The sequence below is a fragment of the Pseudomonas sp. NPDC087346 genome (genome assembly GCF_044744235.1).
Lineage (GTDB): Bacteria > Pseudomonadota > Gammaproteobacteria > Pseudomonadales > Pseudomonadaceae > Aquipseudomonas.
Genome location: NZ_JBIUXX010000012.1, coordinates 70,046 through 85,614, shown reverse-complemented (window position 1 = coordinate 85,614; position 15,569 = coordinate 70,046). Strand labels below are relative to the sequence as shown.

At 60.0% G+C, this 15,569-nt stretch carries 15 protein-coding genes; 9 read left to right on the top strand and 6 right to left on the bottom strand.

Annotation, left to right across the window (positions count from 1 at the left end; translation table 11 throughout):
- Position 1: 1 nt before the first annotated feature.
- The 3 genes from ACIOZM_RS10320 to ACIOZM_RS10310 all read right to left on the bottom strand — a co-directional run bounded on the left by ACIOZM_RS10320 (position 2) and on the right by ACIOZM_RS10310 (position 3,825).
- Positions 2-2,845 (bottom strand): class I adenylate cyclase, encoded by a 2,844-nt coding sequence (locus tag ACIOZM_RS10320; protein WP_401212893.1) that lies wholly within the window; start codon positions 2,843-2,845, stop codon positions 2-4.
- Between the two features lie 194 nt (positions 2,846-3,039).
- Positions 3,040-3,285, bottom strand: a complete 246-nt coding sequence (locus ACIOZM_RS10315; protein WP_401212891.1) for a TIGR02647 family protein — start codon at positions 3,283-3,285, stop codon at positions 3,040-3,042.
- A gap of 258 nt (positions 3,286-3,543) precedes the next feature.
- Positions 3,544-3,825, bottom strand: coding sequence for a hypothetical protein (locus tag ACIOZM_RS10310; protein WP_401212889.1), 282 nt, complete (start codon positions 3,823-3,825; stop codon positions 3,544-3,546).
- Positions 3,826-3,948: 123 nt separating this feature from the next.
- On the opposite strand from ACIOZM_RS10310, the gene ACIOZM_RS10305 reads away from it, so the two are divergent.
- Positions 3,949-4,608 (top strand): glutathione S-transferase, encoded by a 660-nt coding sequence (locus tag ACIOZM_RS10305; protein WP_401212886.1) that lies wholly within the window; start codon positions 3,949-3,951, stop codon positions 4,606-4,608.
- 100 nt (positions 4,609-4,708) lie between these two features.
- Here the strand turns inward: ACIOZM_RS10305 and argH are convergent, their stop codons facing one another.
- Positions 4,709-6,103 carry an argininosuccinate lyase gene (gene argH, locus ACIOZM_RS10300; RefSeq protein WP_401212884.1) on the bottom strand — a complete coding sequence of 465 codons (1,395 nt, stop codon included), beginning with the start codon at positions 6,101-6,103 and terminating at the stop codon, positions 4,709-4,711.
- Between the two features lie 473 nt (positions 6,104-6,576).
- On the opposite strand from argH, the gene ACIOZM_RS10295 reads away from it, so the two are divergent.
- The 7 genes from ACIOZM_RS10295 (at position 6,577) to rsd (ending at position 12,979) form a co-directional block, all read left to right on the top strand.
- Entirely contained in the window at positions 6,577-7,323 is a 747-nt protein-coding gene (locus ACIOZM_RS10295; RefSeq protein WP_401212882.1) for a LytR/AlgR family response regulator transcription factor, read from the top strand.
- A gap of 138 nt (positions 7,324-7,461) precedes the next feature.
- On the top strand, positions 7,462-8,403 hold the full coding sequence (hemC, locus tag ACIOZM_RS10290) for a hydroxymethylbilane synthase (protein WP_401212881.1): 942 nt from the start codon (positions 7,462-7,464) through the stop codon (positions 8,401-8,403).
- A complete protein-coding gene (locus ACIOZM_RS10285; protein ID WP_401212878.1) occupies positions 8,400-9,167 on the top strand; it encodes a uroporphyrinogen-III synthase in 768 nt (255 codons plus the stop codon). The genes hemC and ACIOZM_RS10285 overlap by 4 nt, the downstream gene beginning before the upstream one ends.
- Positions 9,168-9,183: 16 nt before the next feature.
- On the top strand, positions 9,184-10,338 hold the full coding sequence (locus ACIOZM_RS10280) for a uroporphyrinogen-III C-methyltransferase (RefSeq protein ID WP_401212875.1): 1,155 nt from the start codon (positions 9,184-9,186) through the stop codon (positions 10,336-10,338).
- A complete protein-coding gene (locus ACIOZM_RS10275) occupies positions 10,335-11,573 on the top strand; it encodes a heme biosynthesis protein HemY (protein WP_401212872.1) in 1,239 nt (412 codons plus the stop codon). The genes ACIOZM_RS10280 and ACIOZM_RS10275 overlap by 4 nt, the downstream gene beginning before the upstream one ends.
- Before the next feature lie 218 nt (positions 11,574-11,791).
- The gene (locus ACIOZM_RS10270) at positions 11,792-12,343 is read left to right on the top strand and encodes a disulfide bond formation protein B (protein WP_401212870.1); all 552 of its coding nucleotides are present in this window, start codon (positions 11,792-11,794) and stop codon (positions 12,341-12,343) included.
- A 177-nt stretch (positions 12,344-12,520) separates the two neighbouring features.
- Positions 12,521-12,979 (top strand): sigma D regulator, encoded by a 459-nt coding sequence (gene rsd / locus ACIOZM_RS10265; RefSeq protein ID WP_401212867.1) that lies wholly within the window; start codon positions 12,521-12,523, stop codon positions 12,977-12,979.
- Positions 12,980-13,039: 60 nt separating this feature from the next.
- On the opposite strand, the gene ACIOZM_RS10260 is transcribed toward rsd, so the two are convergent.
- On the bottom strand, positions 13,040-13,702 hold the full coding sequence (locus ACIOZM_RS10260; RefSeq protein WP_401212865.1) for an FKBP-type peptidyl-prolyl cis-trans isomerase: 663 nt from the start codon (positions 13,700-13,702) through the stop codon (positions 13,040-13,042).
- Positions 13,703-13,894: 192 nt separating this feature from the next.
- On the opposite strand from ACIOZM_RS10260, the gene ACIOZM_RS10255 reads away from it, so the two are divergent.
- Positions 13,895-15,058, top strand: a complete 1,164-nt coding sequence (locus tag ACIOZM_RS10255) for an AlgP family protein (RefSeq protein WP_401212863.1) — start codon at positions 13,895-13,897, stop codon at positions 15,056-15,058.
- On the opposite strand, the gene ACIOZM_RS10250 is transcribed toward ACIOZM_RS10255, so the two are convergent.
- Positions 15,055-15,519, bottom strand: a complete 465-nt coding sequence (locus ACIOZM_RS10250; protein ID WP_401212861.1) for a TIGR02444 family protein — start codon at positions 15,517-15,519, stop codon at positions 15,055-15,057. The genes ACIOZM_RS10255 and ACIOZM_RS10250 overlap by 4 nt on opposite strands.
- Between the last annotated feature and the right edge of the window lie 50 nt (positions 15,520-15,569).

Below are 15,569 nucleotides of genomic sequence, written 5' to 3'. Positions count from 1 at the left end.
CTCAGACCTGTTCGAGCGCCTCGTTCAGGGCGCGCTCCAGGTCGGCCTTGTAACGCAGATACAGATTGCTTGAACTCTGACCATCACCGAGCAGGCCCGACAGGTCCAGATCGGTGATGTAGCAGCGATAGCGCTCGGTTTCCCGGCGTTGCTCGACGATCTCCCGGGCGACCACGCTGAATAGCTGGTCTCCATGCTCCAGCTCGTTGAACTCCCGTTGATTGCAATACAGGGTGACCTGCACTTCCCCCGGTGCGGCTTTGCCGACGATGGCCTGCACGTCGTAGAACGGTTTGTTGACCGGAGTCTGCGGCGCCGGCCGCGCTTCGACCCGCCGTGCCCGTCCCGGGCCTGATGGCAATAACTGGTAATACAAAGTATCGAGGTTGACTGCCTGACTGCCATCCATCGGCAGCAACGCCTCACGCCGGAACAGGATCGATTGCAGAAATCGCTGCAACGGCACCAGCAGACTTTGTTCATCGTGATACGGCAAATGTTGCTGCCACAGCGCATTGAACTCATCCAGCACGTACAGCTCGGCCTGTTGCTCGGTAATCCGGTAGAACACCTGAATGGATTCGGGCTGGCCCATCGGCAGGATCAACGCCAGATCGTGATCCTCCAGTGCCATCGGGTCGAGGTGCAGCGGGCTGTAGCGCGCCTGTTCTTCGCCGAGGTAATCGAGCAGCGCCGGCAGGGTGGCGAGGGCCACATGGTTGACCTGACCCGGCACCAATTCCAGTACGTGATAGTGCTGCTGCACCTGAATCAGGTAGCGATGATTGAGCCCGCTGAGCAGCAGGTTCTGCGCGGTATCGACGATCTCTTCCACACGCCGGGCAATGAACTGCGCACGGTTATGGCAGAAGCAACGTACCCGCAACGCTGGTTGCAGCGGTCCGCTCGGCAGGTTGTTGAGGTAATCGCGCAGGCAGTCGAGCAGGGCGTGCGGCCCGTCGAAGCGATTGACCAGCACTTCGTTCCAGCTGTTGAGCGTGACCTGATCCAGGGTCAGCACGAGGTTTTCGCGCACGCCGGCATAACTCAGCGAGTCAGTGCGCTCGGTGGTCATCAGGATATTCAGGTCGCGGTGATGCTTGAGTGGATCGACCCCGACGTTGACCAGAATCAGCACTTCACTCGGCACGGCGGCGCGCAGCAAAGGCTCTTCATCGACCGTCGGCAAGGGCAGGGCGATGCTCTGTTGCAGGCTGCCGAGCAGGTTGAACAGCTCGAACTCGCTCATGTCGCTGGTGCCGGGGTGCAAGGCCAGGCGGGTGCTGCTGTCGATCACGCCGTTGCGGTGGCACCAGGTCAGCAGTTCGAGCAACTCTCGGCTGCGTTTGATCGGAGCGAAATGTTCCCACTCATGGGCGGTGAGGCTGCCGTTGTACAGACCCCATTGGGTTTGCCCCGGCTCTTTTTTGTTGCGCGACTGCACCAGCGTCAGAGTGTCTTCGGCCAGGTCCGGGGCGATTCCGGGGTTGATGAATTCGACCTTGTCGGCCTTGCGCTCGAACGCCGCGTACAGCCGACGACCCAGCACATTAAGGTCGCGCTTATTGATCAGGCTGACGGTCTGTTCGGTGCGGGCGAACTGGGTCAGGAAGCGGTAGCTGTAATTCAGTTCATTGACCAGTGCGCGGCGTTCAGCGGCGACCTGGCGGACTTTCCACTGGCTGCGACTGTCGAGCAGCGTCAGTTGTCGCTGATCCCAATGCCATTCCTGGGCCAGCCGCTCCAGCAACGAGCGTTGCCAGCTCTGGGTGCGGCTGTTGCCGGTGAGCTTGCGATTGACCTTGAGATACAGCGCCCGGCGCACCAGCTCAAGCCGTTCCGGCTCGTTGCGCGCGATGAGGTATTCCTCGATGCGGCGGTAAACCACCATGTACGGGTCCAGCTCATCCAGATCGAGCTGGTTGGCAAACACCGCCTGCTTGAAGCGCAGGCTCAGGCACTGCACCTTCGGGTGCTCGCTGGCGTAGACCTCGGTCAGCAGCAGTTTGAGCACTGACTTGTAGGGCGACTCAATGCCTTTGAACAGCTGCCACAACCCTGCACCGATGAATTCCCCCGGCGGAATCTGCGCCAAATGGCCAAGGTCGAGGGTTTCGTCGGCGCGAATGAAACGCTTGGACAGCAGAGTGTGGGTGTACAGGTCGTAGGCTTTTTCTTCGTAAACCGGCACCAGCCACCAGATCGGTGTGCGCCCGGCTAGCCAGATCGCGGTGCGGTAGAACTCGTCCAGCAACAGATAGTGCTGGGTGGTGCCGCAATCCTCGGAACTGAGTTGCGTGTCGCGCTCGCCTTTGATGAAGCGCGTCGGGTCGATCAGAAAAAAGTGCGCCTCGGCGCCCTGAGTGGCAGCCCAGGCTTCGAGCAACTGGCATTTCTTGCGCAGTTCGGCGAGTTCGTTTTCAGTCAGGTCCGGCGCGTGGCAGACCCACACGTCCATGTCGCTCTGATCGGCCTGAGCCAGCGTGCCGAGGCTGCCCATCAGGAACAGACCCTGAATTGGCCGTGGCGGATTGCTGCCGTGACGCGGCTTGTAAGAAAACGAGCGAGTCAGGCGCTGGGCTTCAGCGAGCGCGTTGGTGTCCGGTTCGTAATTCGACAGCCCGGCCGGCGTGCTGCCCGAAACGTAGCCCGGCAGCAGCGGATGATTGACGTGGAAAAACAGCGGCAGCAGCGTGAGCACGCCTTGCTGGCGGGTTGATAAACCTTCCAGTGCGCGAAGCAGGCGACCTTCATTGAGATTGAGAAAGCGTGCGCGTAGCTGGCTAAGAACCTTGCGGTCGATTCCCTCGTCCAGATCGGGGCGAATTTCGTGGGTGCGCGTCATGTCAGCTCAAACCGGCTCGCAGGGCTCGGACGTAGAAGGTCTCGGAATGTGAGGCAGTTTAGCGTCTGCGCGGCGGGACTTTTAAGCTGAATTTGTTTTTTGGCGTCAGATTTCTACCGTCGGGCGACGACAGATCATCGGGCAGGCCCGCGGAAATCCCGTGAAAGGGGTTCCCGTGGGCAATAAACGGGGATTCAGGCGGTTTCTTCGACGTTCAGAATGGTCAGAACGGTTTGCACATTTTGCGCGGCATCACGACCAAGGCTGGTCAGGTAACCGCCATCGGGCTGGTCGGTCAGTTCTTTTTCGAAGAGGCGTTGCGCGGCAGCAATATGTTTCAGGGCAGCGGTCTGATGAATTTTCAAACCTTCCTGGGAACTGTCCAGGGGAAAGAGTGCAAGGACTTCCAGTTCGGCAACCAACTCAGGGGTAAGCGACATAAGGACTCCAGACTTTCTAGGAATTAGACGACAGCGCCCCTAAGGTGAACCTGCGGATGCGGTGTGTCCAGTGCTGGCGACAGGGAATTTTCCCATGGGCGGGTTCCAGTGTAGTCAGGTTCCTGGATCAAGCTGGATGGATACGTAACCAAACATTGTAGGAGTGAGCCTGCTCGCGATGGCGCAGTGTCGGTCAGCATCTTTCTGACTGAGAGAACGCAATCGCGAGCAGGCTCACTCCTACAGGATCGGGGGTTACTACTTTTCTGGTGGCAGCTCGGGCAGTGCGCGCAACGCAGTTTCATACCATTCGGTATCGAACGCGCGGTCTTCATCGAGCATCGCGTCAATTTCGTAGGCCAGCACATGGGCCATCAGATTGAGGATCTCTTCGCGCTCAACGCCCACCAGGGTCAGCTTGTTGAGCGTGGCTTTGGCGGCCGGCGGGTTGTTGCTTTCGATCTGGTTTTCGATGGCTTCGATCAGAGTCGACTCGGTGAACTCTTCTTCGTCGTTATCGATATCAGTTGGCTCGCTCATGGCAGGCTCCTCAAGGAAAGGCGCCAGTTTACCCGCATTCAGCGGCGTGATGCTGCTGGCGGGAATCCATCCGGCGATCTATAAACAGGCACTGCCCACCCCGCACGGCCTGGAGGCTATGTGATGCTCAAGCTCTACGGATTCTCAGTCAGCAACTACTACAACATGGTCAAACTGGCGCTGCTCGAAAAGGCTCTGCCATTCGAAGAGATCACGTTCTACCCGACGCAGACCCCGGAATCACTGGTCATCAGCCCGCGTGGCAAGGTGCCGGTGCTGGGTGTCGAGGGCGGGTACATCAACGAAACTGCGGTGATCCTCGAATACCTTGAGCAGACTCAAAAAGGTACGCCGCTGCTGCCGAGTGATCCGTTCCAGCGCGCCCAAGTGTTGGCGATTGCCAAGGAAATCGAGCTGTACATCGAGCTGCCGGGCCGCGCCTGTTATGGCGAAGCGTTCTTTGGCGTGAGCATTCCCGAGGCGATCAAGGAAAAGACCAAGGCTGAACTGCTGCTGGGGTTTGCGTCGCTGGGGCGTCACGGGAAATTCGCGCCGTATGTGGCGGGCGACAGTCTGAGCGTGGCGGATTTGTACTTCCTCTACAGCGTGCCGCTGGCGTGCGCGGTCGGGCAGAAGCTGTTTGGAATCGATTTTCTGGCGGAGATGCCACAGGCCAAGGCGCTGTTGCAGCGTCTGGAATCCAATCCGCATGTGCAGAAGATTGCGGCGGATAAAGAAGCGGCGATGCCGGCGTTTTTGGCGATGATCGCTGCCAAGAAATGAGTTTTTGCTGATCTGAAGTGAGCTATCGCCAGCAGGCTGGCTCCCACAATTGGATTTGTGAACTCAGTCCAATGTGGGAGCCAGCCTGCTGGCGATGCTTTTAGCGGCTGGCGAGCAGCGCCTGACCGCGAACTACAGCCTTCTTGACCTGCGCCGGCGCGGTGCCGCCGATATGGTCACGGGCATTTACCGAGCCTTCCAGGGTCAGCACGGCAAACACATCCTGTTCGATCTGGTCGCTGAACTTGCGCAGTTCTTCCAGGCTCATTTCCGCCAGATCCTTACCGGTGTCCACGCCGTACTTCACCGCGTGGCCAACGATTTCGTGGCAATCACGGAATGGCAGGCCACGGCGTACCAGATAGTCGGCGAGGTCGGTGGCGGTGGAGAAACCGCGCAGCGCCGCTTCACGCATGATCGCGTGTTTCGGCTTGATCGCCGGGATCATGTCGGCAAATGCCCGCAGCGAGTCGCGCAGGGTGTCGGCAGCGTCGAACAGCGGCTCTTTGTCTTCCTGGTTGTCCTTGTTGTAGGCCAGAGGCTGGCCTTTCATCAGGGTCAGCAGGCCCATCAGCGCACCGAACACACGGCCGGTCTTGCCACGCACCAGCTCTGGCACGTCGGGATTTTTCTTTTGCGGCATGATCGAGCTGCCGGTGCAGAAGCGATCCGGCAGATCGATGAACTGGAACTGCGCGCTGGTCCACAGCACCAGCTCTTCGGAGAAACGCGACAAGTGCATCATCGCGATGCTCGCAGCCGAGCAGAACTCGATGGCGAAGTCACGATCGGAAACGTTGTCCAGCGAGTTGCCACCGACGGCGTCGAAGCCCAGCAATTGCGCGGTGTATTCGCGATCGATCGGGTAGGTGGTGCCGGCCAGTGCAGCACTGCCCAACGGCATGCGGTTGGTGCGCTTGCGGCAGTCGACCAGACGCTCGTAGTCGCGGCTGAGCATTTCGAACCAGGCCAGCATGTGGTGACCGAACGTCACTGGCTGCGCGGTCTGCAAGTGGGTGAAGCCGGGCATGATGCTCGCGGATTCACGCTCGGCTTGCTCCAGCAGGCCTTTTTGCAGGCGGGTGATCTCGGCGAGGATCAGGTCGATCTCGTCACGCAGCCACAGGCGGATGTCGGTAGCGACCTGGTCGTTGCGGCTCCGGCCGGTGTGCAGTTTTTTGCCGGTGACGCCGATGCGGTCGGTCAGGCGGGCTTCGATGTTCATGTGGACGTCTTCGAGGTCAATGCGCCAGTCGAACTGGCCGGCCTCGATTTCGCCCTGAATGGTCTTCAGGCCTTCGATGATGCTGTCGCGCTCGGCATCGGTCAGCACGCCGACCTTGGCCAGCATGGTGGCGTGCGCGATCGAGCCCATGATGTCGTGGCGATAGAGGCGCTGGTCTAAAGTGACGGTGGCGGTGAAGCGGGCGACGAAGGCGTCGACGGGTTCACTGAAGCGGCCGCCCCAGGACTGATTGGTCTTGTCAGTGCTCATGAATTCGCTCGTATCGGCTTGAAGAAAAAAGGCGTGAAACGCTGGCGCGGATAATAACAGGGTTGCCAATCCTGTCGCTGACACTGGTCGATACGTTTTTTTCTCATTCGCTCATGCATAGTCGGCGCGGCCCGTGGGGCGTTTTGCACAAGGATATTTTTCGTTTGAGCAATATCGCTCCGGCGAGCGTCTACAGTTGGACATAGGAGTCGGCGCGAGCGGGGATCGCGCAAAGCGCTGGGTGCCGACTATAAGAAGAGAGGGGTGGGTGTATTGTCCATCGGCAAACCTTGTGAAAAGCGCAGACAACAGCGGGCTTTGAGCGGTACGAACCGGGCTTTGGCAAATATTGCTGGCCGACGTACGGCACTTTTTGGCGCTCGGGCTAGTCTTAGCGTGGATCGCGGTGACGGACGTCACTCCACCTGTCTACGCTATCCTTGTGCGAGACTCACGCAGGAATCCAGCGCAATATGAATGTCCTGATCGTTGATGACGAACCACTGGCCCGCGAGCGCCTCAGCCGAATGGTGAGCGAACTCGAGGGTTACACAGTCCTGGAGCCCAGCGCCACGAATGGCGAAGAGGCGTTGGCGCTGATCGACAGCCACAAGCCGGATATCGTGCTGCTCGATATCCGCATGCCTGGCCTGGATGGCCTGCAAGTGGCTGCCCGTCTGTGCGAACGTGAAACACCACCGGCCGTGGTGTTTTGCACCGGCCCCGATGAATTTGCCGTGGAAGCCCTGCAGGCCAGCGCCGTGGGCTATGTGGTGAAACCTGTGCGAACCGAACATCTGCAAGACGCCCTGAAACGGGCTGAACGTCCCAATCGGGCCCAGCTCTCGGCCCTGACCCGTCCGGCTGCCGAAAGCGGCACCGGCCCACGCAGCCACATCAGTGCCCGCACCCGCAAAGGCATCGAGCTGATCCCGCTGGATCAGGTGGTCTATTTTATTGCCGACCATAAATACGTGACCTTGCGCCATGAAGGCGGCGAAGTGCTGCTGGATGAGCCGCTCAAGGCGCTGGAAGACGAATTCGGCGAGCGCTTCGTGCGTATTCACCGCAACGCACTGGTTGCCCGAGAACGCATCGAGCGACTGCAACGCACGCCTCTGGGACACTTCCAGCTGTTTCTCAAAGGTCTGAATGGCGACGCTTTGATCGTCAGCCGCCGGCATGTGGCGGGTGTGCGCAAAATGATGCAGGGCCTTTAACCCGGGGTTTCCCGGCGGCTCTCACTTGTCGTTACCGGACATTGCAGGCCAGGGAGGCCGCGCCGTTTCTGATTCAGGTCAAAGTGGATTTGGCTGAGCTGTTATTATCCGCCGTATCTATTCAGTACGGATTGATCCATGTCCTCTCGCGAAATCCGCATCGCCACCCGCAAAAGTGCCCTTGCCCTGTGGCAGGCCGAATACGTCAAAGCCCGTCTGGAAGCGGCCCACCCGGGTCTGCTGGTGACGCTGGTGCCCATGGTCAGTCGCGGCGACAAGCTGCTTGATTCGCCCCTGTCGAAAATCGGCGGCAAAGGCCTGTTCGTCAAGGAACTGGAAACCGCGCTGCTGGAAAACCAGGCCGACATCGCCGTGCATTCGATGAAAGACGTGCCGATGGACTTTCCTCAAGGTCTGGGCCTGTTCTGTATCTGCGAGCGCGAAGACCCGCGTGACGCGTTCGTTTCCAATACGTACGCCAGCCTTGAAGCGCTGCCGGCCGGCAGCATCGTCGGCACCTCCAGCTTGCGTCGTCAGGCGCAGTTGCTGACCCGTCGCCCGGATCTGGAAATCCGCTTCCTGCGCGGTAACGTCAACACCCGTCTGGCCAAGCTCGATGCCGGCGAGTACGACGCGATCATCCTCGCGGCTGCTGGCCTGATTCGCCTCGGCTTCGAAGACCGCATTACCTCGGCAATCAGTGTCGATGACAGCCTGCCGGCCGGTGGCCAAGGCGCGGTCGGCATCGAATGCCGCAGCGTCGATAACGAAATTCATGCCCTGCTGGCGCCGCTGCATCATGCGGATACCGCTTCACGCGTTACTGCCGAACGAGCCCTGAACAAGCATCTGAATGGCGGCTGTCAGGTGCCAATCGCCTGCTACGCCGTGCTTGAGGGCGATCAGTTGTGGTTGCGCGGTCTGGTCGGCGAACCGAGTGGCGGCAAGCTGCTGAGCGCTGAGGCGCGTGCGCCCCGCGCGGCTGCCGAGACTCTGGGCGTGCAGGTTGCCGAAGACCTGCTGAGCCAGGGTGCTGCCGATATTCTCAAAGCGGTTTACGGTGAGGCTGGTCACGAGTGACCGGCTGGCGCCTGCTGCTGACCCGTCCGGCGGATGACTGCACGGCGCTTGCCGAGTTGTTGGCCGGGCAGGGGATTTTCAGCAGTTGTCTGCCGCTTCTGGAAATAGCGCCGCTGCCGGTCTCTGCGACAATGCGTCAGACGTTTGCCGATCTGCCGCGTTGCAGTGCAGTGATTGTGGTCAGCAAGCCGGCGGCGCGTATTGCGGTCAAGCTAATCGATAGCTACGGGCCGGCGTCGCTGGCGATGCCGTGGTTCAGTGTCGGCGCGGCCACCGCGCAGATTCTTCTGGATCGCGGTCTGGATGCAAACTTCCCGGCCGATGGCGATGACAGCGAAGCCTTGCTGCAATTGCCACGTCTGCGCGAGGCTGTGACCCGCGCTGATTCGCAGGTATTGATCCTGCGTGGCGAGGGTGGCCGTGAGCTGCTGGCCGAGCGCCTGCGCGAGCTAGGTGCTAGTGTCGAGTATCTGGAGTTGTATCGGCGCGACTTGCCGGTCTATCCGTCTGACGAACTGCCGCGGCGGATCGAAGCGGAACGCTTGAACGGGCTGGTGGTCAGCAGTGGACAGGGTTTCGAGCACCTGCGTCAGTTGGCCGGCGATGCCTGGCCGAACATTGCGCAGTTGCCGTTGTTTGTTCCAAGCCCAAGGGTCGCCGAGCTGGCAAGTGCCGCCGGGGCCCGAACAGTTGTGGATTGCCGCGGCGCGAGTGCCGCGGCTTTGCTGACGGCGTTACGGGAGCATCCCGTGCCCGTTCTCTAATGCAAAGGATGGATACGTGAGCGAAACTGCCTTGCCTAAAGATGAACGCCCGCCGGTGCTTGATGCACCGATTGATTCATCGGTAGAAAGTCGGCCGCCGGCTAAAGAACCGAGCCGAGGCAACGGACTGGCGATCATCGCCCTGTTGCTCGGTGCCGCTGGTGTTGCAGTGGGCGGTTGGGGTGTGTGGCAGGTGCGTCACCTGCAAACCAACACTCTGCAACAGTCGAGTCAGGTGCAGGCGCTGAACGATCAGGCGCAGACCCTGAAACTCAACGAGCAGCGCCTGACCGAGCGCCTCGCGCAACTGCCGGGCGCCGATGAACTCGCAGACCGGCAGCGTCTGGTGAGCCAGCTCCAGAGCGATCAGCAACGCCTCAATCAACGTCTGGAAACCGTGCTTGGCGCCAGCCGCAAAGACTGGCGTCTGGCCGAGGCCGAGCATCTGCTGCGTCTGGCCAGCCTGCGCCTTTCGGCGTTGCAGGACATCAGCAGCGCTCAGGCGCTGGTGCAAGGCGCCGACGAAATCCTCCGCGAGCAGAACGATCCCGGTTCTTTCGCCGCCCGCGAACAAGTGGCCAAAACCCTGGTTGCCCTGCGCAGCACCGAGCAGCCGGATCGCACCGGGTTGTTCCTGCGTCTGGGCGCATTGCGTGATCAGGTGATCGGGCTCACCGAGCTGGCGCCGGAATACAAGGACCGCGGCGAATCGCTGCTGGGCCTGACCGCCGATGGCGATGGCGCCAGTCGCTGGTCGCAGTGGTGGGATCAGGTTTCCCGTTACATCCGCATCGATTTCAATGCCGACAAGAATGTTCGACCACTGCTGGCCGGGCAGAGCCTGAGCCAAGTGCGCCTGGCCCTGAGCCTGTCGCTGGAGCAAGCGCAGTGGGCGGCGCTCAATGGTCAGGCGGCGGTTTACACCCAGGCGCTGGCCGAGGCACGGGATGTGCTCAAGGGCAATTTCAATCCGGATAATCCGCAGAGCAAAATCATGCTCGAACAGGTCGCCGAGCTGAGCAAGCAACCAGTCACCGTCAATACTCCGGATCTGACCGGCACGTTGAGTGCGGTGCAAGCCTATCTTGAGCGGCGCAATGTCAACGCTGAAGACTCGGTGAAACCCTTTGCCAAACCTGCCACTGACACTGCGCAGGAGGCCAAACCATGAAGCGCCTGTACGTGATCGTGTTTCTGGTGATCGCCGCAACGGCAGCGCTGGGCCTGGCGATTGCCGAGCATTCCGGTTACGTGCTGGTCGCCTACAAGAGCTTCCGCTATGAGTCGAGCCTGTGGGCAACGCTGGCGGTGATCGCAGTGTTGTGGCTGGTTGTCTGGGGGATCAAGGCGCTGGTCGAACTGGTGATGACTTCCAGCGGTGTGGTCAATCCATGGTCGCGGCGCAACCGTAGCCGTCGTGTGCAAGTGGCAATCGAGCACGGTCAACTGGATCTGGCGGAAGGTCGCTGGGCCAGTGCCCAGCGTCATTTGTATCGCGCCGCCGAGGCCGAACGCCAACCGCTGCTGTATTACCTCGGTGCTGCCCGGGCGGCCAATGAACAAGGCAATTACGAAGAGTGCGATCGTTTGCTGGAGCGCGCTCTGGAGCGTCAGCCGCAAGCGGAACTGGCGATTGCCTTGAGTCATGCCCAGTTGCAGACCGATCGTGGTGATACCGAGGGTGCGCTGGTGACGCTGCAAGCGATGCACGAGCGTCATCCACACAATGCGCAAACCTTGCGTCAATTGCAGCGTCTGTATCAGCAGCGTGGCGAGTGGTCGGCGGTGATTCGTTTGTTGCCGGAGCTGCGCAAGGACAAGGTTTTGCCACCGGCTGAGCTGGCTGAGCTTGAGCGTCGTGCCTGGGGTGAGAATCTGTCGCTGGCCGCCCAGCGTGAAGAGGACGGCAGCGTCGGTTTACAGTCTCTTGAACGCGCATGGCAGCAATTGACTTCGGCTCAGCGTCAGGAGCCGGCGCTGGTGTTGGCCTACGCCGAGCAACTGCGTCAGTTGGGCGCTCAGGCTGAAGCGGAAGAAGTGCTGCGTGGTGCCCTTAAACGCAAATTCGATAGCCATCTGGCGCGTCTGTATGGCCTGGTACGTGGCAGTGATCCTGCTCGTCAGTTGCAAACCGCTGAAGGCTGGCTCAAGGATCATCCGGCCGATCCGAGCTTGCTGTTGACCCTCGGCCGCCTCTGCCTGCAAACCAGCCTTTGGGGCAAGGCGCGTGATTATCTGGAAAGCAGCCTGCGTGTGCAGCGCAATCCTGAAGCCTGCGCAGAACTGGCGCGCCTGCTCGCGCAACTGGGCGACACCGAGCGCAGCAACCAGTTGTTCCAGGAAGGCCTCGGGCTGCTCGATGAGCGCCTTCTGGCAGCACCGTTGCCGGTGCCGGTGAACGCCTGAAACAGTGAGGGAGTACGCTCCCTCTTTCACCTTTTTCGAGTGAAAAATTACCTGTCTCTGACGTCCTGGGCAAAGTCCTACAGAGGACTACACCTATTCCTCCATAACTTGTCGGGATTTCCCTACACCTTTGGTGAAGTGTCGGCAGTGCGCTGCCTTGAAAGGCCCGCACCCTTTCCTCTACCGTAACCGCCTGTCTTTACTGTTACGGATTAGCCATGTCGTTGGCCTGCTCACGCTCCTTGTTTTTCATGGCTTTCACCGCTGGGGCAGTGGCCCTGGGAGCTTCTTATTACCTTGAATACGCGGTAGGCCTGCGGCCATGCAGTCTGTGTCTGGTGCAGCGCCTGTTCCTGAGTGTGCTCACCCTGAGCTGCGGACTTGCAGCGGTGCACGGGCCGCGTAGCGCCGGATTGGGGTTCTATTGGACCTTTGCGCTGTCCGCCAGCCTTGGCGGGACGACAGCGGCATGGCGCCAGGTTTTGTTGCAGGGGGACTTCGTCAATCAACTGGTCAGTTGCTCACCGCAGCCCGAAGAGTTGTTCAGTAGCGTGCCTTGGTTATGTGCGTTGGTGCGGATGTTCAACAACACCGCCGATTGCGCAGAAATGTCCTGGACGCTGTTCGATTTGAGTATCCCGGAATGGAGCCTGCTGTTCTTCGTGGGGGTTTCGATGCTCGCCGCATGGCAGTTGCTGGGACTGGCGTGGAGCGCTCTGCAGCGACCACTTAGCGGCGAACGGTCGCACCATGCCCTGATCGGGGATTAAACACTTGTATGAACTTTGTCGTCTGCGTACCTTGATGCTATAGGCGCGCGGGCATAATCTGGCCCGCACGTGTCATTGGAATTATGTTGCTCGATGACGCTCTGCCCGGTCGCCCCCCGAACCACAAGAGGGGTGCGGGTGTAGAGCAGCATGACCCACAAGGGAAGAGAGATCGCCATGCTCGAAAGTTGTCAGAATGCTCAGGAACGTTGGGGTGGAGTTCATCTGCTGATCGACCGCTGGTTGCAGGAGCGCAACGGTCTTGTTACAGCCTACGACTCGCTCGGCGCCAAGCCTGAAACCTTGAGTGAAAGCCGAAAGCCATTGCAGGAGTTCTGCGGTGTGTTGGTTGATTACGTATCAGCCGGGCATTTCGAGATCTATGAACAGCTTACTGGCGAAGCCAAGGCGTTCAACGATAAGCGTGGTCTGGAACTCGCCGAGACTATTTACCCGCGTATCGACGTGATCACCGAGAAGCTGCTGGCGTTCAACGATCTGTGCGACGAAGGCAAATGCGTTGCCGAGAAATTCAAAGAGCTGGGCGGCCTGCTTCACGAACGCTTCGAACTGGAAGACTGCCTGATCGAAGTGCTGCACACGGCTCACAAGGAAAAGGATGCAGTTCAGGCTTGAACCGCTTCCCGCAAGACCTCGAAACGGTGCGCCACGGCGCACCGTTTTTCGTTTGTGCGATCAGCTGGCGCCGCGTAATTCGACTTCAAATACCAGCGGTGTGAATGGCGCAATCAGGTCACCGGCACCGTCGGCGCCGTAGGCCTGATCCGATGGAATCACCAGACGCCACTTCGCGCCGACCGGCATATTCTGCAGCGCGGTGCGCCAGCCGGCGATCACGCTGTCGAGGCTGAACCATTGCGGTTGAGTGTTCTGATCGAACACCGTGCCATCCGGCAAACGACCGACATACAGCACCTGCACTTTTCCATCAGGACCGGCCTTGGCGCCAGAGCCTGGAGTCAACTCGGTCAGCAGGATGCCATCGGCCAACTCCTTCACACCTGGCTTGGCTTTTTCTGCGGTGAGAAAACGCTGCTCGTTTTCCATCGCCGCCTCACTCGAAGGCTGCGAAGTGTGCTCGGCATTTTGCGATTCGTGGTCGGCGAGGATCTGTTCGATTCGTGCCTCGCTCAATGTCAGCGGCTTGCCTTGATAAGCCTGCTGCAAACCTTCGATCAGTGCCTGAATCTGCAATTGCGGAACCTCCTGACGCAGGCGTTCGCCAAGGCTGGCGCCGAGGCTGTAGGCCAGATCATGAGCATCGTTCGGCGTGGTTTTTTCGTCAGCGTGGGCTGCGGAAAAAATCATGCAGAGGGATAAAAAAAGGTAGCGCGACATCGGCACTCTCCATCCTGAGATGCGGTGGATTATGCCAGCGCGAACGTCTGCAACGGTGAACTGCTTTCGACTTCAGGCAGAACATTTTCACTTCGTTGCAACGCAAGCGTTTCGATACTGTCAACATCACCTAGCGGCGGTAGCAGCAGAGGTCTAGTATGAGCCGCACTCACGTCAGCCAGGAGGTAAACCATGTCGGCCACCAAGAAGCCTGTAAATACTCCGTTGCACTTACTCCAACAACTCTCGGGCAGCCTGCTCGAGCATTTGGAAACCGCTTGTTCCCAAGCCTTGGCTGATGCTGAAAAACTGCTCGCCAAACTGGAAAAACAACGCGGCAAGGCACAAGAGAAACTGCACAAATCCCGCACCAAATTGCAGGACGCAGCAACCGCCGGTAAAGCCAAGGCACAGACCAAGGCCAAAGGCGCAGTGAAAGAACTTGAAGACCTGCTCGACGCGCTGAAGGATCGTCAGTCCGACACCCGCAGCTATATTCTGCAGCTCAAGCGCGATGCTCAGGAAAGCCTGAAACTGGCGCAGGGCGTGGGTCGTGTGCAAGAGGCGGTGGTCAAGGCATTGTCTTCCCGTGCGGCTAAACCAGCTGCCCCGGCGAAGAAAGCTGCAGCCAAACCAGCGGCGGCAAAAGCACCGGCGAAAACCGCTGCGGCTAAGCCTGCTGCAAAAGCTCCAGTGAAAGCAGCGGCCAAACCTGCTGCGAAACCAGCTGTGAAAAAAGCCGCAGCAAGTGCTGCAAAACCTGCTGCCAAAACCACCGCCGCCAAACCTGCGGCTGCCAAATCGGCCGCGGCAAAACCGGCTGCTAAAACCGCAGCCAAACCTGCTGCAAAACCAGCAGCCCGCAAAGCCGCTCCAGCGAAAACCGCTGCCGCCAAACCAGCTGCTAAACCGGCGGTAAAAGCTGCCGCCAAACCCGCTGCAAAACCAGCCGCCAAAACTGCCGCAGCCAAACCAGCTGCCAAAGTTGCCGCGAAGCCGGTTGCCGCTAAACCTGCAGCGAAACCAGCCGCTAAACCTGCTGCAAAAGCAGCGGCCAAGCCGGCTGCAAAACCTGCCGCCAAACCAGCTGTCTCGGCAAAACCGGCTACTGCTGCCGCCAAGCCTGCCGCTGCCAAGCCAGCAGTAAAGCCAGCTGCAAAACCAGCGGCAAAACCTGCCGTGAAAAAGCCAGTCGCTGCCAAACCAGCCGCCGCCAAACCAGCTACAGCGCCAGTCGCCAAACCAGCGACTTCGGCACCGGCCGCTGCTCCAGCCGCTTCTACCTCGACCACCACGACTGCGCCAACGCCAGCCGCTGCGTCGAGCGTTGCCAGCAATCCGACCAGCGCTTCCTAACTGGCGGTCACCGCGGCGCGCAGCACTTGCAGCGCGTCGCGGTTCGGGTTGGCGCCTATGCCAGCCAGATTCTCCAGCCATTCAATACACGCTGACGCCTCGTTCGACGGCCATTCCAGCGTTGCCTGTTGCAGTTGCCACAGCAGATGCCGCTCGGCTTCCAGCTCCAGTGTTTTCATTTGTTCACGCAGTTTCTTGAGGACCGGGTCATCATTGGCCAGGGTTTTCCACTGAGTGCGCAAGGCACGCAATGGCTGCACAACCTCCATATCCCAAGGTTCAACCAACGCTTCAAGTTGCCGCACGCGCTGTTCGTCGCAGGCTGTGCCGCGCTGTTCCAGCCATAATCCGCAGAGCAGCAGGCACACGTTGGCCCCCGCCGATTGCAGCTGCAGGCAAGCGTGTTCCACGCCCGGTCGGGCGTAAGTGGCAAGGGAAAAACTCCACAGGTCAGAGGACATCGTGCTTCTCGCGCCAGTTGCGAGCGAAGCTGGTAGACTCCGCCGCCATT

Bases quoted from the DNA above. Each gene is read 5' to 3' on its own strand.
- ACIOZM_RS10260 (WP_401212865.1), bottom strand. From the start codon at position 13,702: ATGTCGCGCTACCTTTTTTTATCCCTCTGCATGATTTTTTCCGCAGCC.
- ACIOZM_RS10250 (WP_401212861.1), bottom strand. From the start codon at position 15,519: ATGTCCTCTGACCTGTGGAGTTTTTCCCTTGCCACTTACGCCCGACCG.
- ACIOZM_RS10310 (WP_401212889.1), bottom strand. From the start codon at position 3,825: ATGAGCGAGCCAACTGATATCGATAACGACGAAGAAGAGTTCACCGAG.
- hemC (WP_401212881.1), top strand. From the start codon at position 7,462: ATGTCCTCTCGCGAAATCCGCATCGCCACCCGCAAAAGTGCCCTTGCC.
- ACIOZM_RS10295 (WP_401212882.1), top strand. From the start codon at position 6,577: ATGAATGTCCTGATCGTTGATGACGAACCACTGGCCCGCGAGCGCCTC.
- ACIOZM_RS10305 (WP_401212886.1), top strand. From the start codon at position 3,949: ATGCTCAAGCTCTACGGATTCTCAGTCAGCAACTACTACAACATGGTC.
- ACIOZM_RS10275 (WP_401212872.1), top strand. From the start codon at position 10,335: ATGAAGCGCCTGTACGTGATCGTGTTTCTGGTGATCGCCGCAACGGCA.
- argH (WP_401212884.1), bottom strand. From the start codon at position 6,103: ATGAGCACTGACAAGACCAATCAGTCCTGGGGCGGCCGCTTCAGTGAA.
- ACIOZM_RS10320 (WP_401212893.1), bottom strand. From the start codon at position 2,845: ATGACGCGCACCCACGAAATTCGCCCCGATCTGGACGAGGGAATCGAC.
- ACIOZM_RS10255 (WP_401212863.1), top strand. From the start codon at position 13,895: ATGTCGGCCACCAAGAAGCCTGTAAATACTCCGTTGCACTTACTCCAA.
- ACIOZM_RS10315 (WP_401212891.1), bottom strand. From the start codon at position 3,285: ATGTCGCTTACCCCTGAGTTGGTTGCCGAACTGGAAGTCCTTGCACTC.
- rsd (WP_401212867.1), top strand. From the start codon at position 12,521: ATGCTCGAAAGTTGTCAGAATGCTCAGGAACGTTGGGGTGGAGTTCAT.
- ACIOZM_RS10270 (WP_401212870.1), top strand. From the start codon at position 11,792: ATGTCGTTGGCCTGCTCACGCTCCTTGTTTTTCATGGCTTTCACCGCT.